20 protein-coding genes are annotated in these 18,179 nt (G+C 41.0%); 14 read left to right on the forward strand and 6 right to left on the reverse strand.

What is annotated here, in order from left to right:
- Positions 1-13 precede the first annotated feature (13 nt).
- Positions 14-718, reverse strand: a complete 705-nt coding sequence (gene vrrA / locus AAZR19_RS05630) for a VrrA/YqfQ family protein (RefSeq protein WP_087975794.1) — start codon at positions 716-718, stop codon at positions 14-16.
- Between the two features lie 155 nt (positions 719-873).
- Between vrrA and AAZR19_RS05635 the strand changes: the two genes are divergently transcribed.
- Together AAZR19_RS05635 and AAZR19_RS05640 are read left to right on the forward strand one after the other, a co-directional pair.
- A complete protein-coding gene (locus AAZR19_RS05635) occupies positions 874-2,193 on the forward strand; it encodes a DEAD/DEAH box helicase (RefSeq protein WP_034280145.1) in 1,320 nt (439 codons plus the stop codon).
- 9 nt (positions 2,194-2,202) lie between these two features.
- A complete protein-coding gene (locus AAZR19_RS05640; protein ID WP_024427965.1) occupies positions 2,203-3,096 on the forward strand; it encodes a deoxyribonuclease IV in 894 nt (297 codons plus the stop codon).
- Between the two features lie 48 nt (positions 3,097-3,144).
- On the opposite strand, the gene AAZR19_RS05645 is transcribed toward AAZR19_RS05640, so the two are convergent.
- Positions 3,145-3,399: a DUF2624 domain-containing protein gene (locus tag AAZR19_RS05645; protein WP_024423008.1), complete on the reverse strand. Its 255-nt coding sequence runs from the start codon at positions 3,397-3,399 to the stop codon at positions 3,145-3,147.
- A 140-nt stretch (positions 3,400-3,539) separates the two neighbouring features.
- Here AAZR19_RS05645 and AAZR19_RS05650 point away from each other — a divergent pair, with 140 nt between their 5' ends.
- From AAZR19_RS05650 to AAZR19_RS05670, 5 genes are all read left to right on the forward strand, one after another.
- Positions 3,540-4,421, forward strand: a complete 882-nt coding sequence (locus AAZR19_RS05650; protein WP_075623517.1) for a YitT family protein — start codon at positions 3,540-3,542, stop codon at positions 4,419-4,421.
- Between the two features lie 135 nt (positions 4,422-4,556).
- Positions 4,557-5,333, forward strand: coding sequence for a metal ABC transporter ATP-binding protein (locus AAZR19_RS05655; protein WP_434702542.1), 777 nt, complete (start codon positions 4,557-4,559; stop codon positions 5,331-5,333).
- Complete coding sequence (locus AAZR19_RS05660) at positions 5,333-6,193, forward strand: metal ABC transporter permease (protein ID WP_034280150.1); 861 nt, start codon at positions 5,333-5,335, stop codon at positions 6,191-6,193. Before AAZR19_RS05655 ends, AAZR19_RS05660 begins: the two co-directional genes overlap by 1 nt.
- The gene (locus tag AAZR19_RS05665) at positions 6,171-6,599 is read left to right on the forward strand and encodes a Fur family transcriptional regulator (protein WP_003217433.1); all 429 of its coding nucleotides are present in this window, start codon (positions 6,171-6,173) and stop codon (positions 6,597-6,599) included. Before AAZR19_RS05660 ends, AAZR19_RS05665 begins: the two co-directional genes overlap by 23 nt.
- Before the next feature lie 119 nt (positions 6,600-6,718).
- On the forward strand, positions 6,719-7,636 hold the full coding sequence (locus AAZR19_RS05670) for an ROK family protein (RefSeq protein WP_434702545.1): 918 nt from the start codon (positions 6,719-6,721) through the stop codon (positions 7,634-7,636).
- A gap of 66 nt (positions 7,637-7,702) precedes the next feature.
- Here the strand turns inward: AAZR19_RS05670 and AAZR19_RS05675 are convergent, their stop codons facing one another.
- A complete protein-coding gene (locus tag AAZR19_RS05675; RefSeq protein WP_434702547.1) occupies positions 7,703-8,281 on the reverse strand; it encodes a 5' nucleotidase, NT5C type in 579 nt (192 codons plus the stop codon).
- Positions 8,282-8,420: 139 nt separating this feature from the next.
- Here AAZR19_RS05675 and AAZR19_RS05680 point away from each other — a divergent pair, with 139 nt between their 5' ends.
- A complete protein-coding gene (locus AAZR19_RS05680; protein WP_025092959.1) occupies positions 8,421-8,783 on the forward strand; it encodes a DUF308 domain-containing protein in 363 nt (120 codons plus the stop codon).
- Between the two features lie 43 nt (positions 8,784-8,826).
- Here AAZR19_RS05680 and ispG read toward each other — a convergent pair whose 3' ends face one another.
- Together ispG and AAZR19_RS05690 are read right to left on the reverse strand one after the other, a co-directional pair.
- Positions 8,827-9,942, reverse strand: a complete 1,116-nt coding sequence (gene ispG, locus AAZR19_RS05685; protein ID WP_024423001.1) for a flavodoxin-dependent (E)-4-hydroxy-3-methylbut-2-enyl-diphosphate synthase — start codon at positions 9,940-9,942, stop codon at positions 8,827-8,829.
- Between the two features lie 105 nt (positions 9,943-10,047).
- Positions 10,048-10,350 (reverse strand): hypothetical protein, encoded by a 303-nt coding sequence (locus AAZR19_RS05690; RefSeq protein ID WP_039180007.1) that lies wholly within the window; start codon positions 10,348-10,350, stop codon positions 10,048-10,050.
- A gap of 196 nt (positions 10,351-10,546) precedes the next feature.
- Between AAZR19_RS05690 and AAZR19_RS05695 the strand changes: the two genes are divergently transcribed.
- Positions 10,547-11,092 (forward strand): GNAT family N-acetyltransferase, encoded by a 546-nt coding sequence (locus AAZR19_RS05695; RefSeq protein WP_434702550.1) that lies wholly within the window; start codon positions 10,547-10,549, stop codon positions 11,090-11,092.
- Between the two features lie 72 nt (positions 11,093-11,164).
- Here the strand turns inward: AAZR19_RS05695 and AAZR19_RS05700 are convergent, their stop codons facing one another.
- Positions 11,165-11,923: a DUF1189 domain-containing protein gene (locus AAZR19_RS05700; protein ID WP_025092961.1), complete on the reverse strand. Its 759-nt coding sequence runs from the start codon at positions 11,921-11,923 to the stop codon at positions 11,165-11,167.
- A 145-nt stretch (positions 11,924-12,068) separates the two neighbouring features.
- On the opposite strand from AAZR19_RS05700, the gene AAZR19_RS05705 reads away from it, so the two are divergent.
- From AAZR19_RS05705 to AAZR19_RS05725, 5 genes are all read left to right on the forward strand, one after another.
- Positions 12,069-12,554, forward strand: coding sequence for a DUF456 domain-containing protein (locus tag AAZR19_RS05705; RefSeq protein WP_024427974.1), 486 nt, complete (start codon positions 12,069-12,071; stop codon positions 12,552-12,554).
- A 181-nt stretch (positions 12,555-12,735) separates the two neighbouring features.
- Entirely contained in the window at positions 12,736-13,344 is a 609-nt protein-coding gene (sodA, locus tag AAZR19_RS05710) for a superoxide dismutase SodA (RefSeq protein ID WP_007501264.1), read from the forward strand.
- A gap of 122 nt (positions 13,345-13,466) precedes the next feature.
- Complete coding sequence (locus tag AAZR19_RS05715; RefSeq protein WP_434702553.1) at positions 13,467-14,753, forward strand: MFS transporter; 1,287 nt, start codon at positions 13,467-13,469, stop codon at positions 14,751-14,753.
- Between the two features lie 122 nt (positions 14,754-14,875).
- Positions 14,876-17,011 carry a peptidoglycan D,D-transpeptidase FtsI family protein gene (locus AAZR19_RS05720; RefSeq protein ID WP_041106887.1) on the forward strand — a complete coding sequence of 712 codons (2,136 nt, stop codon included), beginning with the start codon at positions 14,876-14,878 and terminating at the stop codon, positions 17,009-17,011.
- A gap of 214 nt (positions 17,012-17,225) precedes the next feature.
- Positions 17,226-18,143: a phosphate ABC transporter substrate-binding protein gene (locus AAZR19_RS05725; protein WP_075623509.1), complete on the forward strand. Its 918-nt coding sequence runs from the start codon at positions 17,226-17,228 to the stop codon at positions 18,141-18,143.
- The last annotated feature ends 36 nt before the right edge of the window (positions 18,144-18,179 follow it).

The raw sequence follows: 18,179 nt of genomic DNA on the forward strand, positions 1-18,179 counted from the left end.
CGTTAAAAGATCACTAGACATATAGTTTTGGAACAGAGCTGCCAGATCTTTTTTTCGGTTTTGCTTCAGGAGCAGGTGAAGTGTGAGGTGCTGTTTTTTTGACGAGGATGTCTTCTGGTTCTTTATTTTTTTCTATTTCGTCAGTTTGTGCTTCTTCCTCGTGCACTTCTGTTTCCGCGCTAGTCTCCGTTGATTCTGCATCAGCATCATTTGCACTTTCTTCATCATCATCCGCACTGCCAAGCTGGCTGTACAGTTTAATCATCGCAGGCAAATTTCTCACTAAAGGACCGTATTGCTGAATCATTGGCGTAAATTGCTGCGCCATCCCGAGCACTTTTTGAACATTTCCTAACATGCTTGAGAGGGTCGCAGGATTTGTGAAGCTCTGGATTCCTTGTAATCCCGCACCACCTCCAGAGACTCCAGCTCCTCCTGCGCCAGGAAGAAATTTAGAGAGCATGCCTTTAATTCCTGCTCCGCCGCCTAGTGCACGGCTCTCACCTCCTGGAATTCCGCCCATCCCGGGTAAACCGCCTCCCTGTACAGACGGGGAGCGAGGCATCATTTGCTGAAATGGATTGCCCTGCCCTTGAAAAGGCTGTTGGATAGGAGGCTGCTGCCTTCTTTGAAACATTCCGGGCTGTCCGCCATTTCCAAGGTGCCGGCGTGAGGGACGGCGCGGCTGAAAATCGCCCATAGGCCTTTGCCCTAACATACTTGTACCTCCCTTACTGCATTCTCTTTCTCTTCATAGGTTATGCAAGGAAGCACCAATTGGTTTCCTGTAGGAAAAGCGGACATGGTTTTTTTACTGAAAATCAGCTATAATGAGGAGATGAGCAAAAAGGCATTGCCTTAAGGAGTGAAAACATGAAAGAAACGAAATTTACGACATATGAATTAAAGCCTTTTATTATAGATGCTATTCATGAACTAGGCTTTTATGAGCCGACTGATATTCAAAAAAGAATCATCCCTGCTGTTTTAAAAGGAGAAAGCGTGATTGGCCAGTCACAAACCGGAACAGGAAAAACTCATGCGTACTTACTGCCGCTGATTCATTCAATTGATCCAAGCAAAGAACAGGTACAAGTAGTGATTACTGCACCTACAAGAGAATTAGCCAATCAAATTTTCAAAGAAGCTCAAACGATTTTAAAGAATGCTTCTCCAGAAGAAGAGATCAAAGCAAAGCTTTACATTGGCGGAACGGACAAGCAGAAATCAATTCAAAAGCTAAAAAACCAGCCGCATTTGGTGGTCGGTACACCTGGACGTATTGCTGACCTCATTCATGAGCAGGCGCTGAATGTTTATAAAGCGACCTCTCTTGTTATTGATGAAGCGGATTTAATGCTGGATATGGGATTTTTAGAAGATGTGGACCGTATTGGTGCACAAATGCCAGAACAGCTGCAAATGCTTGTGTTCTCTGCAACCATTCCAGAAAAACTAAAGCCTTTCCTGAAAAAATATATGGACAATCCAAAGTATGCGCATGTTGAACCAAAACGGATTACAGCTGAAAACATTCAGCACATTTTAGTTCCTTCTAAACAGCGTGATAAATTAAAATTGCTCCATGAGATGGTGACGAATGTACAGCCATATTTAGGGATCATTTTTGCCAATACAAAAACAACTGTTGATGAAATCGCAGCATTTTTACAAGAAAAAGGAATGAAAATCGGTGTGCTCCATGGCGGGTTGACGCCGCGCGAACGTAAAAAAGTCATGAAACAAATAGAAGATTTGGAGTTCACTTATATTGTGGCATCTGATCTTGCAGCTCGCGGGATTGACATTAAAGGCGTCAGCCACGTGATTAACTATGAACTTCCATCTGATCTTGATTTTTATGTGCACCGTGTTGGAAGAACAGCTCGTGCTGGTTCATCTGGAATTGCCATGACCATTTATGAGCTGGCTGATGAGGATGCACTCATTCAAATTGAGAAAATGGGCGTTGTGTTTGAAAACAAAACCATTGTTCATGGCGAATGGCGAGATGCAGATGACCGTCTGAAGCGTCAAAGACGTAAAAAAGCACCAAATGAAATTGAAGAAAAAGCAAAACGTCTTGTGAGAAAACCGAAAGCCGTCAAACCTGGATATAAAAAGAAAATGACACGTGAGATGGATAAAATCAAAAGACAGGAACGTAGAAAGTCAAAGCGTAATGGAAAGTAGGGGGAAACATTGTTAAAGATTGGTTCACATGTATCCATGAGCGGAAAACATATGCTTCTTGCAGCGAGTGAGGAAGCTGCCTCTTATGGTTCGAATACGTTTATGATTTATACTGGTGCACCGCAAAATACGCGCCGTAAAAAAATTGAAGACCTCAATATTGAAGCTGGACAAGCGCATATGAAAGAGCATGGCATGACGGATATCGTCGTGCATGCTCCGTATATTATCAATATTGGAAATACAGTGAATCCAGCGACATTTGAGCTTGGTGTAGACTTCCTTCGCTCTGAGATTGAGCGTACGGAAGCGCTGGGAGCAAGACAAATTGTTCTCCACCCGGGTGCGCATGTAGGAGCAGGGGCAGAGGCAGGGATTCAAAAAATCATTGAAGGTTTAAACGAAGTCATTGTGAAAGGTCAAGAGGTTCAAATTGCACTTGAAACAATGGCGGGAAAAGGATCAGAATGCGGAAGAAGCTTTGAAGAGCTTGCTCAAATTATCGACGGAGTGACACATAACGAAGCTCTTTCTGTCTGCTTTGATACGTGTCACACGCACGATGCTGGTTACCCGATTGTGAGTGACTTTGATGGTGTATTAGAAGAATTTGATCGAATTGTTGGTATTGACCGAATCAAAGTTCTTCATATTAATGACAGTAAAAACGTACAAGGCGCAAGAAAAGACCGACATGAAAATATCGGTTTTGGTGAAATTGGTTTCGATGCACTGAGCTATATTGTGCATCATCCGCAGCTTCAAGATGTGCCGAAAATTCTAGAAACGCCTTATGTAGGTGAAGATAAAAAGAACAAAAAACCACCTTACAAATTCGAAATTGCTATGCTGAAAGAAAAGCAATTTGATGAAGGCTTACTAGATAAAATTACGGGTCAGTAAAAAAGGATGCAACATGTTGAGGTGCCGCTAAATGCGGCCCTTTTTTGCTTAACTTGTAAACTGGTTAAACAAATCATTCACAGTCTGTGCTGTCTGTTTAGAAGTAATCGCTTCCACTTGCTTAAGAAGCCGGTTACGCTCTGAGTCATTAAAAATATTGATGTTTTTCCCGTTCATGAGTTTGGCCACCTCAGCAGCTTGATGAGACGTTAAACTGACGCCATACTGTTTCGCATACCTTAACAGATCATTTGCTGTGATCTGATTGAGCCGCTGCAGGACAATTTTTTGAATTAAAATCAATGCCATTCCTCCCCTCTGTAACAATGTATGGGCGAAAACGGAAAATGTGCAAAAAATTTTATTTTATTCTGTGAAATGATAAAATAGTAAAGTGGATAAAATGTTCATTGAAAATTTAACATGTGTAGAAGGGAGAACGTATGGCAAATAGTAAACAGCACAAAAAGGAATCAGTGCCTCATTTTATTTTGAGAATTTTTCTGATTCTAGTAGGAGCTGCATGTGCAGCAGTCAGCATTGAATTATTTTTAGTGCCAAACAATATTATTGATGGGGGCATCATCGGCATTTCGCTTATTTTGGATTATCTCTTTACAGATAACCCGTTTATTAATTTTGCGACGATTGTTGTCATTTTAAATATTCCATTTATGATATCAGGATACAAGCATATTGGGAAAACCTTTCTCATTTCCACTGTGATTGGGATTGTCAGCTTAGCCGTCATTGAATCTTCACTTCATCATGTGGAGGCATTTACAACACAGCCGATCTTAGCCACTGTATTTGGCGGGCTATTACTTGGATTTGGTGTTGGACTTGTCATCCGTAATGGAGGTTCAATGGATGGAACAGAGATATTGGGAATTCTTCTGACGAAAAAAATTCCTTTCTCTGTCGGTGAGTTTGTCATGATCGTCAATGTGTTCATTTTTATTTGGGCGGGCTTTGTTTTCGGACCAGAGCAGGCTATGTATTCTGTCATGACATATTATTTGGCAATGAAAACAATTGATGCTGTCATTCAAGGGCTTGATGAAACAAAAGCTGTGATTATTGTATCAGACCATTATGATGAAATTTCAGATGCGATTCTGCATCGACTCGGCAGGGGAACGACAAAGCTGAGAGGAAAAGGCGGCTATACAGATGAAGAAAAAGATGTTATCTACGCTGTTGTCACAAGGCTTGAAATTACAAAGCTGAAATCCATTGTATTTGAAATTGATGACCAAGCATTTATCACGATTATGGATACGCATGAAACAAAAGGCGGTAAGTTCAAAACAGCCATTCATTAGCTTTTATTTTACTTTTTTATCTTTCTTTTATATAATGAAATGCATGTATGGACAGAGAAAATGGCAAAAGCCATTTTCTTTTTGTTGTATAAATCGTAATCATTCTTTTTATATTGATTAAAGGTGGAAAGATTCATGGCAAAGCCAATTATTGAAATGAAGGACATTTCGTACTCGTATGGACAGCGAAATGTCATTGATCACATTCATTTAACAGTAGAGGAAGGAAACTTTCTAGCACTTGTTGGACCGAATGGTTCTGGTAAAACAACCTTATTAAAATGTCTGCTTGGGCTCATTAAACCGCAGCAGGGTGAATTAAAGCTATTTGGCACGCCTGTCTCAAAATTTAGAGACTGGGATCAAATTGGATTTGTTTCTCAAAAGGCGAATAGCTTTAATACAGGTTTCCCTGCTTCTGTATATGAGGTCGTCGCAAGCGGACTGACCGCAAAAATTGGTTTGTTTAAACGAATGAGCAAACAGGATAAATGGCAAGTGGAAGATGCCATTCGCTCAGTTGGCATACAGGATTTAAAGCATCAAAACATCGGTGAGCTTTCTGGCGGGCAGCAGCAGCGTGCATTTATTGCCCGTGCGCTTGTCAGTCAGCCGAAGCTGCTCATTTTGGATGAGCCTACGGTTGGGGTCGACCAGCGGACAGTAGAAGGCTTTTATCAGCTGCTCGAAACATTGAACAAAGAAAAAGGAATATCTTTAATTCTCGTCACACACGACGTTGGCACCGTTTCTGATAAAGTCACCCATGTGGCTTGTTTAAATCAGACACTGCATTTCCACGGGGATGCAGAAGCGTTTGATTCAATGGATGATCAGGCGCTATCCCAATTTTACGGGCATGACATTCAAGTGATTCATCACGACCATCACCATCATGGGGGACATGAATAATGCTATTTCCATTTTTTCATTATGAATTTTTACAAAATGCGTTTATCGCAGGTATACTGATTGGTTTTATTGCGCCCTTACTTGGTGTATTTATTGTCGTAAGAAGGCTTTCGCTTATTGCAGATGCCCTCAGTCACGTATCACTTGCCGGTATTGCCGCAAGTCTATTTCTTGATAAAAAGTTTGGCCTTTTGACAGGGGTAAGCCCGCTTTACTTAGGGATGGCTTTTTCTGTTGCAGGTTCATTGTTTATTGAACGCCTGCGCTCCGTGTATAAACATTATCAGGAGCTTGCCATTCCCATTATTTTATCAGGGGGTATTGGGATCTCCGTCATTTTCATTTCACTAGCGAATGGTTTTAATACAGATTTGTTTAGTTATTTATTCGGAAGTGTCAGTGCGGTTTCAAGACTTGATCTTTGGATTATTGTAGGGATCTCACTCGTTGTTGTGTTAGTTGTTGTGCTTTTATATAAAGAACTGTTTCTGCTTTCTTTTGATGAAGAGCATGCAAAGGCTTCTGGTATTTCAGCAAAATGGATTCATTTTATTTTTATCTTAGTCGTTGCACTTGTCATTGCGGCATCGATGCGTATCGTCGGTACACTGCTTGTGTCGGCGCTCATGACGCTTCCTGTTGCGGCAAGTATCCGCATTGCCAAAGGATTCAAACAGGCGATTTTCCTTTCGATCTTATTTGGTGAATTGTCTGTATTGGCCGGATTGATTTTAAGCTATTATCTTGATTTAGCGCCAGGCGGAACCATTGTGATGCTGTCGATTTTGATTTTAATCGGGTGTATTAGTATTGGGAAATTCAGAAGGGGGAATCAACATGAACGTACAAGAAGCGCTTGATTTATTAAAGGAAAAAGGCTACAAATATACAAGCAAACGTGAAGACATGCTTCAATTGTTTTCTGATTCTGATAAATACTTGACCGCTAAAAATGTGCTGACGGCACTAAGTGAAGACTACCCGGGTCTCAGCTTTGATACGATTTATCGAAACTTGTCACTATATGAAGACCTTGGAATATTAGAAACAACCGAATTGTCAGGGGAGAAACTATTCCGTTTTAAATGTTCATTTTCCCATCATCACCATCACTTTATTTGTCTTACATGCGGGAAAACAAAAGAGATCGATGCCTGCCCTATGGACAAGCTCGACGCCGATTTAGAGGATTATCATATTAGCGGACATAAATTTGAAATATATGGAACGTGTCCTTCCTGCGAACCGAAGGAAGTTCACTCATAAAAAAGCCAGCCATGGAGCTGGCTTTTTTGTTTTCTCTTTTGAAAACGTTTTACAAAGGGAGGCTGTTTCATTAAAATGAGATCAAGGTACTACATTTTGAAGTAAAGGGAGGGGTAAAAGTGGCCTATTATGTCGTGTTTGATGTAGGCGGGACGAGAACGAAACATGGATTAATGGATCAGGATGGGGAGCTTGTCACAAGTGGTGACTATGAAACGAACTGCCGGCAGCTTAAACCGTTTTTAGAAGCCATGGCGGATGTGGTCAGGCAATATCAAATGATGCAGAATGTCAGCGGTATCACCATCAGTCTTCCAGGCTTTGTGGACAGTGAATCAGGTTATACAGAATTTGCAGGCGCCATCATCGCCTTAAATGGTCAAAATGTAAAAACACTTTTAGAAGAGAAAACATCTCTTCGTGTAGAAGTGGAAAATGATGCGAACTGTGCAGCTCTCGCAGAAAAATACAGCGGTCATGCGAAAGATTGTGACAGCTTTATTTGTATGACAATTGGCACGGGTGTCGGCGGGGGTATTTTTGCTAATGGTCAGCTTGTGCGCGGTGCATCCTTCCGCGGTGGTGAATTCGGCATGATGCTGACAGAGACGGAAAATGGCCAGTTTACAACTCTTAACAGCAGCGCTTCAACGGCTGGATTAATTCGGAGCTATAAAGAAAAGCAAGGAATACCGCAAAGTACTCAAATAGACGGTCAAGAAATTTTTGAAAAGGCGAAGCATGATCCGGCCATTGAGAAGCTGGTAGATCAATGGTACAAGCGAATAGCCATTGGCGTTTACAATGTAGCGACTGTTCTTAACCCGGAGAAAATTCTTATCGGCGGAGGCGTAAGTGCAAGACCAGATTTATTACAAAATATTGAAAAACATTTACATACACTGCATGCGTGGAAGAACATTCAGGTGAAGCTGGAAACTTGCTACTACTTGAATCAGGCAGGCATGAAGGGGGCACTTTACCATTTCCTCATGAAAGAAGGGCAGCTTGCTCCATCAAAAAAGCCGATACATTAAATGTATCGGCTTCAGCGTGTAGACAAATCCTCGTGTTTGTTCCGCGTCGGTGCTCGCTCAGTTACATTAATAAGCAGTTTGCAGACGCTGCTCATATTGTTTGATCCACTTAGATGCTTCCTGCCAGTTGTTTACGCGTATAATTCTGTCGTCAATTGGCATCTGGTTATAAGGGGAGTTAAAAAGTATAACCGGGATGTCAGCCTCTTTTGCAATCATTGTGGCATTGCCATGATGGTCTTCAAAAAATACATCAATTTTGTGCTTTTGAACGGCTTCCAGCTTATGATGACCGCCAACCAGCTCAATAGCATCATAGTGCACATCATGTTCTTGAAACCACTTGTAGGTGATATCCGAATGCTGCTGCCTTCTTGCGGTAATATAAATCAGTCTGTGCTGCTGCTTCATTTCGTCGAGGATCTCTTTTGCACCCTCAGCAGGCTTTGCCTGTTTATAAATAAGAGGCTCGTGCTGATCCATCCAGCCCCAAAATGCTTCTTGAGAAATCTTTAAAAGCTTCGTCAAATCATACTCTGTCATATCATCTAGTGTCATGGCACATTGGAACGACTCATTTAAGTAGGGAACAAAGGTGTCCTGTGCCGTCACTGTACCATCAATATCAATTCCTAAACGTAACATGCCCACACTCCTCATTTTTATACTCTTAAAGTGTAACATAATCAATTCACAATTCCAGCAAGTTTTAGCAATCATGAAACAGACATTTTTGCTCATACTAAAAAAGCTCCTTTCTATTAACCAAAAGGGGGAATTGATCATGGAAAGAGACGAGGATTTCAGAAGAAATGATCGTGAAATCGACACACACTTTAGTAATGATGATGGCTATTTAGAGGAAACAGCTGCTGAAATTGCAGAGCCATATCAAGCTTCAAGAGATCGAGAAGATAGACGAGGACGTGACCAAGCAGGTGACGAATCAGGCAGTAAAGGGATAGGCTATACAGCACTCGCGATTGCGATTATCTCATTATTTGTCTTGCCGGTGCTATTAGGGGTAGCGGCAATCGTCGTTGGTTATATTGCAAGAAGAAAAGGAGCACATGCGCTTGGCGCGTGGTCAATTGGGATCGGAATTGTTTCCGTCATCCTAGGCATATTTATCACCCCGTTCTTTTAATAAGAACAGAAAAACGCCTGACTATGACGTCAGGCGTTTTTTGTTAGGCATTCGCTTGTTTTTCTTTTTCAGCTTCCATTTTCGCATAATGTTCTTCAGCGATTTTATCGATTTCTTTTTTCAGTTCTTCGACCATTGTTTCTTCCGGTACTTTACGAACAATTTCACCTTTACGGAACAATAAGCCTTCGCCTCTAGCGCCTGCGATTCCGATGTCCGCTTCACGTGCTTCACCAGGACCGTTAACAGCGCAGCCGAGAACTGCTACTTTAATCGGTGCTTTGATTTTAGAAATATATTCTTCGACTTCATTTGCAATGCTGATGAGGTCAATTTCAATTCGTCCACAAGTTGGGCAGGAGATCAGTGTTGCTGCATTTGATGCAAGACCAAATGATTTCAACAATTCACGTGCTACTTTTACTTCCTCAACTGGGTCAGCACTTAATGAAATACGGAGGGTGTTCCCAATCCCCATATTCAAAATAGCGCCAAGTCCAGCTGCACTTTTGACTGTACCTGCAAATAACGTACCTGATTCTGTAATCCCAAGGTGAAGAGGATAATCAAAGGCTTTAGCCGCTTTTTCGTATGCTTCAATTGCAAGGTTTACATCAGATGCTTTCATACTGACGATGATGTCATGAAAGTCTAGGTCTTCTAGAATTTTAATGTGATGCAGTGCACTTTCGACCATACCATCTGCTGTTGGATAGCCGTATTTATCAAGAATTTTTTTCTCTAATGAACCAGCGTTTACGCCAATACGGATTGGAATGCCTTTTTCTTTTGCTGCTTTGACAACAGCTTCGACTTTTTCTCTTCTTCCGATGTTTCCTGGATTGATTCGGATTTTGTCTGCGCCTGCTTCAATCGCTTTCAGTGCAAGCTTGTAGTCAAAATGAATATCCACAACAAGCGGGATGTTAATTTGTTTTTTAATGTCCGCAATTGCATTTGCTGCACGCTCATCCGGACATGCGACACGCACGATTTGACAGCCTGCCTCTTCTAAACGTTTAATTTCAGCGACTGTCGCTTCGACATCATGTGTTTTGGTTGTTGCCATACTTTGAATGACAACCTCATTATTTCCACCTATAGTTAAAGGTCCCACTTTGACGGGACGCGTTTTAGTACGATGTGTGACTTCACTCACTTGTCAATCGCTCCTTAGTGTACAAGCAATTCTTTGCCGTGTACGTCGTGTTTTACAGTTCATATTGTAACAGTCTCTTTGTATGAATGACAAGGAATTAACGTTTTATCTCTTATAGACAGGAAACTTATACGTGCTGCCTGCCCTGATTTCGTTCGCCTTAACACCTTGATTCAGCTCCTCGAAATCCTTAATGACATCATCAAGTGGCTTGCTTGTATGTACGATGGAGAGGACTGTTTCACCTTGTTTAACAGTGACATTCTTATAAGTCTTTTTCTCAGCTGTTTGAAGCGCACTTGCTGGGACAGCTGGGTTTTCCTCAACAGGGATGGTTCCATTTTTTAAATCAAAAAAGATAATAAAGAGGACAAACAAACTGATTAGTAAAAAAAGAATTCGCCGCATTTTACTCACCGCTTTTAAGAGTTTACTTCAGTCTATGCATGTCCTGAAATGATAGAACCAAAAAGAGGAGAAAAGCTGGAAAGGGTGGTTCTAGTTCGTTCTAGTATGTCTGTAATAAAACTGCTTGGGTCGTTAGTGTAAATAGGAGAGCAATCTCATATGACGGTTATGATAAAATAAGAAAGGGGGAGATTTAATGAAGAAAGTTAGTCAGCATATATATGTAAGAACACTAACAGAAAATGATGCAGAATCACTTTTAACATTAGAGCTTGAGAATCGCTCATATTTTCAGGAATTTACACCTTTGGTCAAAGATGATTTCTTCACGTTACCTCGTCAAATTGAACGAATTCAGCGGAGTAGGCAAAGAATTAAACAAGATGAATCTTACATGCATGGTATTTTCTTAAATGAAACCGATGCTTTAATTGGGACGATCTCATTAAGTTCTGTCGTAAGAGGTCCGATAGAAGGAGCTTGGCTCGGGTATGTACTCGATCAAAGGCAGGGCGGAAATGGATATATGACAGAAGCCATTCGTTTAATCATTGACTATGCCTTTTTTGAGTTGAATCTCCATCGTATTGAGGCTGGAGTAAAGCCAAGTAATAAAGGTTCCATTCGTGTACTTGAAAAGACAGGTTTTGAAAATGAGGGACTAAATCGTAAAAAAGTAAAGATTAATGGAGTGTGGGAGGATCACTATTTGTTTGCGATCATCCATCCAGATGAGTCCTAGCATGAACATACATAAAAAGCTCCTCCGAGCCGGGGGAGCTTTTATTGTGTAGACAAATCCTTGTTGGATGGATCATTTGCTTTTTTTTGCAGGTATTTCTTTAACAACAAGATATAAAAAGATAAAGTTAATGACCCAATTTAATAAAAATGAGTTTGCAACAGGCGTGTTTAATGCACTCATGATGGCGAAAAAGACCGTTGTTAATGTGAGTGAATAAGCAGAGAGCTTCCAAAGCATTTGGAAGGACAGCTCTTTTTGCTGCATTCGTTTAATAAATGTACCAAGCATCGCAAGGAATGTTGCGCTGATAAACATGAGAGCCGCAGTTGATAGATATAGCAGTACACAGATGACAGGGATGATAATCGCTTGGTTCTGATTTGTGACGCGGGCGAGTTCATCTTTTGTCAGCGTTCCACCAAGGAGCTGGTATGGAATATCTGTCATTTGTCCATCAATGGCAATCACTGCTTTTTCCTTCAACAAAGCGATAGCCGTTTGCTTTGATTCAAGCTCACTTGCTTTTATTTTTTCAGCAGGATCAAAGATGATCGTGATGCCGTTTTCTTCTTTTTCTATTGGTTCACTTTGATCCGCTTGAAGCTTTCCTTTTTCGATTGAAAAGTCGGGTAAATCTTTTTTGATCACATGCTGAAATCCTGACATCGCATTCGAGATCTCTTGGCTCATATGATACCCCTGAGGAACTGCTGCGATAATTGAGAGGATAAAAATGAATAAAATCGCTTTACCGATCCCTGTAAACCGTGCTTTAGCAATATCTTTTGGTGAATAAATTCCTTTTAACAATAGATTAAATACGTTCAATACCTATTCACTTCCTACATTCTTTTCTATTTCTCATATTGTATCAATGTCTATCCATCAAGTACAAGTATGGCCTTCATCACTGGTTAAGATAGAGGGAATGAGGCATAATGTATACAGCATATAAAAAGGAGGCGGCAGGGTCTTGGACATTCTGTATTGGATACTGATTGGCTGTGCATTTATCATTGCGTTTGTTGGACTGGTTTATCCAATTATCCCGAGTGTGGTCTTTATGGTTCTCGGATTTATTCTATATGGCTTCTTCTTTAGCTTCGAGCCGCTTACCCTGACGTTCTGGCTCATTCAAGCCATGTTTACTGCCGTCTTATTTGCGGCAGATTATGTCTCAAACCTTATTGGGGTAAAGCGCTTTGGCGGCAGCAAGGCAGCTATTTGGGGAAGCACCATTGGGTTATTAGCTGGTCCTTTTGTGATACCCATTGCAGGAATTATTATTGGTCCATTTCTTGGGAGTGTCATTGCAGAGCTCCTTGTTCATCAAAAAGATCTGAAGACGAGTGTGAAAGTCGGATTAGGCTCATTAATTGGATTTGTATCAGGTGTTTTTGCAAAAGGATTGATTCAAGCGCTGATGCTGGGGATCTTTTTATTTTATGTCCTTCGCTAAGTGAAAAAGGGTGTTTAAAACTTTTTCAAAAGGGCTAAATACAAAATAAACACTGAAATGTTTCAGAACATGAGCAATAACGTTGAAACAAGCTGTTTCTTTTGATACTCTTTGAGTAGGGTGAATTGCTGACTTACAGAGGAAGCATTTCAGTACATACATTTTAAGGAGGAATTTAACCATGGCTTTTAAACTTCCAGAATTACCATATGCTTACGATGCATTAGAACCACATATCGACAAGGAAACAATGACGATTCACCACACAAAACACCACAACACATATGTAACAAACTTAAACAAAGCAATCGAAGGTGTATCAGCTCTTGAAGATCAATCAATTGAAGAGCTAGTGGCTAACTTAAACTCAGTGCCTGAAAACATTCGTACAGCTGTACGTAACAATGGCGGAGGACATGCGAACCACTCATTATTCTGGACGCTTCTTTCACCAAACGGTGGCGGCGCACCAACTGGTGAACTTGCAGATGCAATCGAAAAAGAATTAGGCGGATTTGAAAAATTCAAATCTGATTTCGCTGCAGCAGCTGCAGGACGCTTTGGTTCTGGTTGGGCATGGCTTGTTGTGAACAATGGAAAACTTGAAATCACAAGCACGCCAAACCAAGATTCTCCTTTAACTGAAGGAAAAACGCCAATTCTAGGACTAGACGTTTGGGAGCATGCTTACTACCTAAACTACCAAAACCGTCGTCCTGATTACATTTCAGCATTCTGGAATGTTGTGAACTGGGATGAAGTAGCTCGCCTTTACAGCGAAGCTAAATAAATCATTTGATTTGAAAAGACCTGCTCTTTAGAGAAGCAGGTCTTTTTATATTTTCCCTCCTTTTTTTACATATCTGCCTTTTGATGAGACAGACTATTGTGTAGAAAAGGAGAATGAATGGTATGAGCAGATTAAAGAAAATGTTCGGGGACATGGATGTTACAAAAGATTTATTGCTCCTCCTCACGATTGGCGGGTTATACGCACTTGCCATTGCGCTTTCGAATACGTTTGTAAATGTGTACTTATGGAAACAGTCCGGGAAATTCACGGATCTTGCGATTTATAACTTGGCCATTGTGGTGCTTCAGCCCATTACGTTTTTATTCGCTGGCCGGCTCGCAAAAAAAATAGACCGGGCGTTTGTCCTTCGTTTCGGTGTCATCTTTTTAGCCGCTTTTTATTTAATTGTCTTAATGGCAGGAGAACAAGCGGCCGCACGGCTTGTTTTGTTGGGAAGTGTCCTTGGGATCGGCTATGGTTTTTACTGGCTTGCTTTTAACGTACTCACCTTTGAGATCACCGAGCCTGAAACAAGAGACTTCTTTAATGGATTTCTCGGGGTGCTTTCCTCAACTGCCGGCATGATCGGTCCTCTCATTGCGGGGATTGTCATTTCTCAGTTAACGGATGATACAGGCTACACAGTCATTTTCACATTATCGCTTTTTTTGTTTTCACTAGCGGTTGTGATGAGCTTTTTCCTCAAAAGAAGGCAGTCTAAAGGCAAATTTATGATCAAACAAATTTGGAAAGAACGTCATGCAGACGAGAATTGGCGTAGGATTACAACAGCTCACTTTTTTCAAGGGCTTCGTGAAGGGGTCTTTGTCTTCTTAATCAGTGTCTTTGTGTTTATTGCAACAAACAGTGAGCTTGCTCTCGGGACGTTTGGTTTAGTGAATTCAGGTGTTGCCTTTTTTGCTTATTTCTTCGCTACACGTTTGATTAAGAAAAAGTGGCGGAAGAAGGCCATCATGCTTGGCGGGCTGATTTTATACGGCGCCTTGTTTTTAATCGTTTTCCACTTGTCCTATGTATCACTTCTGATGTATGCGGTAGCCATTGCAATAGGATATCCGCTCCTGCTTGTTCCTTATGTATCCTTAACATATGATGTCATTGGCCATGCAAGGTACGCCAGAAAGGCCCGAATTGAATATATTGTGGTCAGAGAGCTATTTTTAAATGCCGGCCGTATTTGTTCGATTGTTTTGTTCCTGCTGTCTGTCACCTTACTAGGTGATAAGCTCGGAATCCCTGCATCACTTGTTGTGCTCGGAGCGGGACACACTCTTATTTATTACTTTGTAAAAGATATTCATTTGAAAGAAAAAACAGCTGATATGAAAGAGGCTGACGGTCAAAAGCCAGTTTCTCAAACGAACCTTATTAAGGGAGAAAGGTAAAATTTCTTACCTATGGAACATCAAATTTCTAGATAAATGATAGAAAAACCGCTAAAATGATGATGGCACCTTTTATACACAAAAAGGGGTGCCATTTCTTTCTTGATAGAAAAGGTGATGTGATGAGAAACAAGAAAAACAAAAAAGACGCGAAGGAAGGGCGCAAAACACTTCCGATCCGGCTGAATTTATTATTTTTAGCTGCCTTTATTATTTTTACCGGCGTTGTCGTTAGACTCGGATTTGTGCAAATTGTCAATGGAGAAGATTATAAAAAGCAGGCAGAAAAACAAGAGGATGTGAATGTCAGCTCATCTGCTCCGCGCGGAAAAATTTATGATCGAAACTACAATACGATTGTCAGCAATAAAGCGCTGAATGCCATTACATATACGAGAACCTCGACGACTTCACAAGAAGAGCGGCTCAAAGTGGCATCGAAATTAGCGGATATGATTCATGTGAGTACGAAAAAAATCACAGATCGTGACAAAAAAGATTTCTGGATCTTAACGCATCCGAATGAAGCGAAAAAGCTTGTTCAAAAGGAATCAGAATTAAAGGGTGACGATAAGGTCTCTGATGATAAACTATATGAGCTTCAGCTAAAACGCATCACAGACAAGGAATTAAATCAACTGACGAAAAAAGATTTACAAGTGCTTGCCATTAAAAGGCAGATGGATGGAGGCTATGCACTTACGCCTCAATTTATTAAAAATGAAGATGTAAAGCCAAGCGAAATTGCTTACGTCTCTGAGCATTTGGACGAGCTGCCAGGTGTTGATGTGACGACAGACTGGTCACGCAGCTATCCGTATAAAGGACTGCTCCGCAGTATGCTCGGCAGTGTGTCTTCGAGTGATGAAGGTCTTCCGCAGTCACTTCTTGAGCATTATCTATCACTCGGCTACAGCCGAAATGACCGTGTAGGAAAAAGCTATCTCGAATATCAATATGAAGATGTCCTGCAGGGCCAAAAGGAAAAAGAACAGAGTACAACTGATAAACAGGGCAATGTCACAAGCTCTAAAGTGTTAACAGAAGGTAAGAGCGGGAAAGACCTTGTGCTTACCATTGATATTCAGCTGCAAAAAGCGGTTGAAAAAATTATTGAAAAGAACTTGAAAAGTGCGAAACAAAGAGGGGGAACTGAGCTTCTTGACCGCGCATTTGTTGTCATGATGGATCCGAGAAATGGAGAGGTTCTCTCTGTTGCGGGTAAGCAGATTTCAAACAAAAACGGAAAATACAAATTCGATGACTACGCATTAGGAACGATGACATCCTCATATGCGATGGGATCAGCCGTAAAAGGGGCAACGGTACTGACTGGATATAAAACAGGCGCTATTCATATTGGAAGTACCCAATACGATGAACCTCTCTATATCGCCAATTCACCGCCGAAGAAATCCTATCAAAATATGGGACTTATTAATGATTTAACAGCACTAGAGCGTTCATCAAACGTATATATGTTCAAAACAGCGATCGCCATTGGGAAAAGCGAATATCGTAAAAAGCAGCCGCTCCCAATTGATCCGAAAGCATTTGATACGTTCCGCTACAATTTCAGTAAATTTGGCCTTGGCGTCAAAACCGGTATTGACCTGCCAAACGAAGCAACGGGCTACAGAGGAACGTCTACACAATCGGGGCTCTTACTTGACTATGCGATTGGACAGTATGATACGTTTACACCGCTGCAAATGGCGCAATACGTTTCAACCATTGCAAATGGCGGGTATCGTTTACGTCCGCAGCTTGTCAAAGAAGTGAGAGAGTCAGACCCGCAGCGAGGCATTGGAGCTGTGACGGAATCCGTCAAACCGGATGTATTGAATAAGCTAGACATGACAAGTGATGAGATCAAACGCGTTCAGCAAGGCTTCAAGCTTGTGATGCAGAACCCAAGAGGGACAGCCTATTCAAACTTTGGCAACAAAAAGTATAATCCAGCTGGCAAAACAGGAACCGCTCAATCATTCTATGACGGTCCAATTAAAAGCAAGCGCGGTACATCGACGTATAACACCACTCTTGTTGCGTATGCGCCTGCTGATAATCCAGAAGTGGCTATTTCCGTTGTCGTGCCATGGGTGTATCAAGATTACAACCAGCGCTATCCAATTACAAATGATATTGGTGAACAAGTATTAGATAAGTACTTTGAACTGAAATCAAAACAGGAAAGCAATGATACACAGGCGAAAAACAAAAACAAAATTGAAAATGAAGCAGAAACAAATAACTAGACCTTTCATAGGTAAAAACGCTCACTTTTTGTGGGCGTTTTTTTACGTTTTCTTCAAAAATTCCGATATAAATTGACAAAATTCATAAAAAACGCCGCAATTTCTCTACAAAACTTCGACATTTACAAAACCTTAACATTCCATTTAAACGAAATTAATAAAGAACCTTTAATGTATTACTCGTAGGACAAATTATTCAGGGGGTATTCTTGAAATGAAAAAGAACAAATTATGGCTGCTTACTTTCCTTACTATCGCATTGTTAGCATTCGTCACAGCATGCGGAAACAGCAGCTCAAGCGGAGATTCAAAAGACAGTAAAGGAAATGCTTCAAACAAAGATGAGGCATCAGGTTCCATTACCATCTCAGGATCATCTGCGATGCAGCCTTTAGTTCTTGCGGCAGCAGAAAAATTCATGGATAAACATCCAAAAGCCGATATTCAAGTACAAGCCGGCGGTTCAGGAACAGGACTTTCTCAAGTTTCAGAAGGATCTGTACAAATTGGAAACTCAGATGTATTCGCTGAAGAGAAAGACGGAATCGACGCAAAAGCTTTAAAAGACCACAAAGTAGCAGTTGTTGGAATGGCCGCAGCTGTAAACCCTGAAGTGGGTGTCAAAGACATCACAAAGGACGAATTGAAAAAAATCTTCACTGGTAAAATCAAAAACTGGAAAGAGCTTGGCGGGAAGGACCAAAAAATCACGCTTGTCAACAGACCTGATTCTTCAGGAACACGTGCAACATTTGTGAAATATGCACTTGATGGTGCAACACCTGCAGAAGGAATCACAGAAGATTCTTCAAACACAGTGAAAAAGCTGATTGCAGAAACACCAGGTGCGATTGGATACCTAGCATTCTCTTATTTAACAGATGACAAAATTACACCGCTTAGCATTGATGGTGTGAAACCAGAAGAAAGCAATGTAGAAAGCGGGAAATATACAATTTGGGCATACGAGCACTCTTATACAAAAGGTGAGCCGGAAGGTCTAGCAAAACAATTCTTAGATTACCTTATGAGTGACGAAGTACAAAAAGAAATCGTCAAAGACCAAGGCTACATCTCAGTCTCTAATATGAAAGTAGAAAGAGACGCAACAGGCAAACAATCGGATAAGTAAGAGGTCTTGAATTGCTGATGAAGGAAAAGTGGAGCA

The organism is Bacillus sp. Je.9.29.b, assembly GCF_051129925.1.
Lineage (GTDB): Bacteria > Bacillota > Bacilli > Bacillales > Bacillaceae > Bacillus > Bacillus safensis.

Bases quoted from the DNA above. Each gene is read 5' to 3' on its own strand.
- vrrA (WP_087975794.1), bottom strand. From the start codon at position 718: ATGTTAGGGCAAAGGCCTATGGGCGATTTTCAGCCGCGCCGTCCCTCA.
- AAZR19_RS05635 (WP_034280145.1), top strand. From the start codon at position 874: ATGAAAGAAACGAAATTTACGACATATGAATTAAAGCCTTTTATTATA.
- AAZR19_RS05650 (WP_075623517.1), top strand. From the start codon at position 3,540: ATGGCAAATAGTAAACAGCACAAAAAGGAATCAGTGCCTCATTTTATT.
- AAZR19_RS05655 (WP_434702542.1), top strand. From the start codon at position 4,557: ATGGCAAAGCCAATTATTGAAATGAAGGACATTTCGTACTCGTATGGA.
- AAZR19_RS05660 (WP_034280150.1), top strand. From the start codon at position 5,333: ATGCTATTTCCATTTTTTCATTATGAATTTTTACAAAATGCGTTTATC.
- AAZR19_RS05665 (WP_003217433.1), top strand. From the start codon at position 6,171: ATGAACGTACAAGAAGCGCTTGATTTATTAAAGGAAAAAGGCTACAAA.
- AAZR19_RS05675 (WP_434702547.1), bottom strand. From the start codon at position 8,281: ATGTTACGTTTAGGAATTGATATTGATGGTACAGTGACGGCACAGGAC.
- AAZR19_RS05680 (WP_025092959.1), top strand. From the start codon at position 8,421: ATGGAAAGAGACGAGGATTTCAGAAGAAATGATCGTGAAATCGACACA.
- AAZR19_RS05690 (WP_039180007.1), bottom strand. From the start codon at position 10,350: ATGCGGCGAATTCTTTTTTTACTAATCAGTTTGTTTGTCCTCTTTATT.
- AAZR19_RS05695 (WP_434702550.1), top strand. From the start codon at position 10,547: ATGAAGAAAGTTAGTCAGCATATATATGTAAGAACACTAACAGAAAAT.
- sodA (WP_007501264.1), top strand. From the start codon at position 12,736: ATGGCTTTTAAACTTCCAGAATTACCATATGCTTACGATGCATTAGAA.
- AAZR19_RS05715 (WP_434702553.1), top strand. From the start codon at position 13,467: ATGAGCAGATTAAAGAAAATGTTCGGGGACATGGATGTTACAAAAGAT.
- AAZR19_RS05720 (WP_041106887.1), top strand. From the start codon at position 14,876: ATGAGAAACAAGAAAAACAAAAAAGACGCGAAGGAAGGGCGCAAAACA.
- AAZR19_RS05725 (WP_075623509.1), top strand. From the start codon at position 17,226: ATGAAAAAGAACAAATTATGGCTGCTTACTTTCCTTACTATCGCATTG.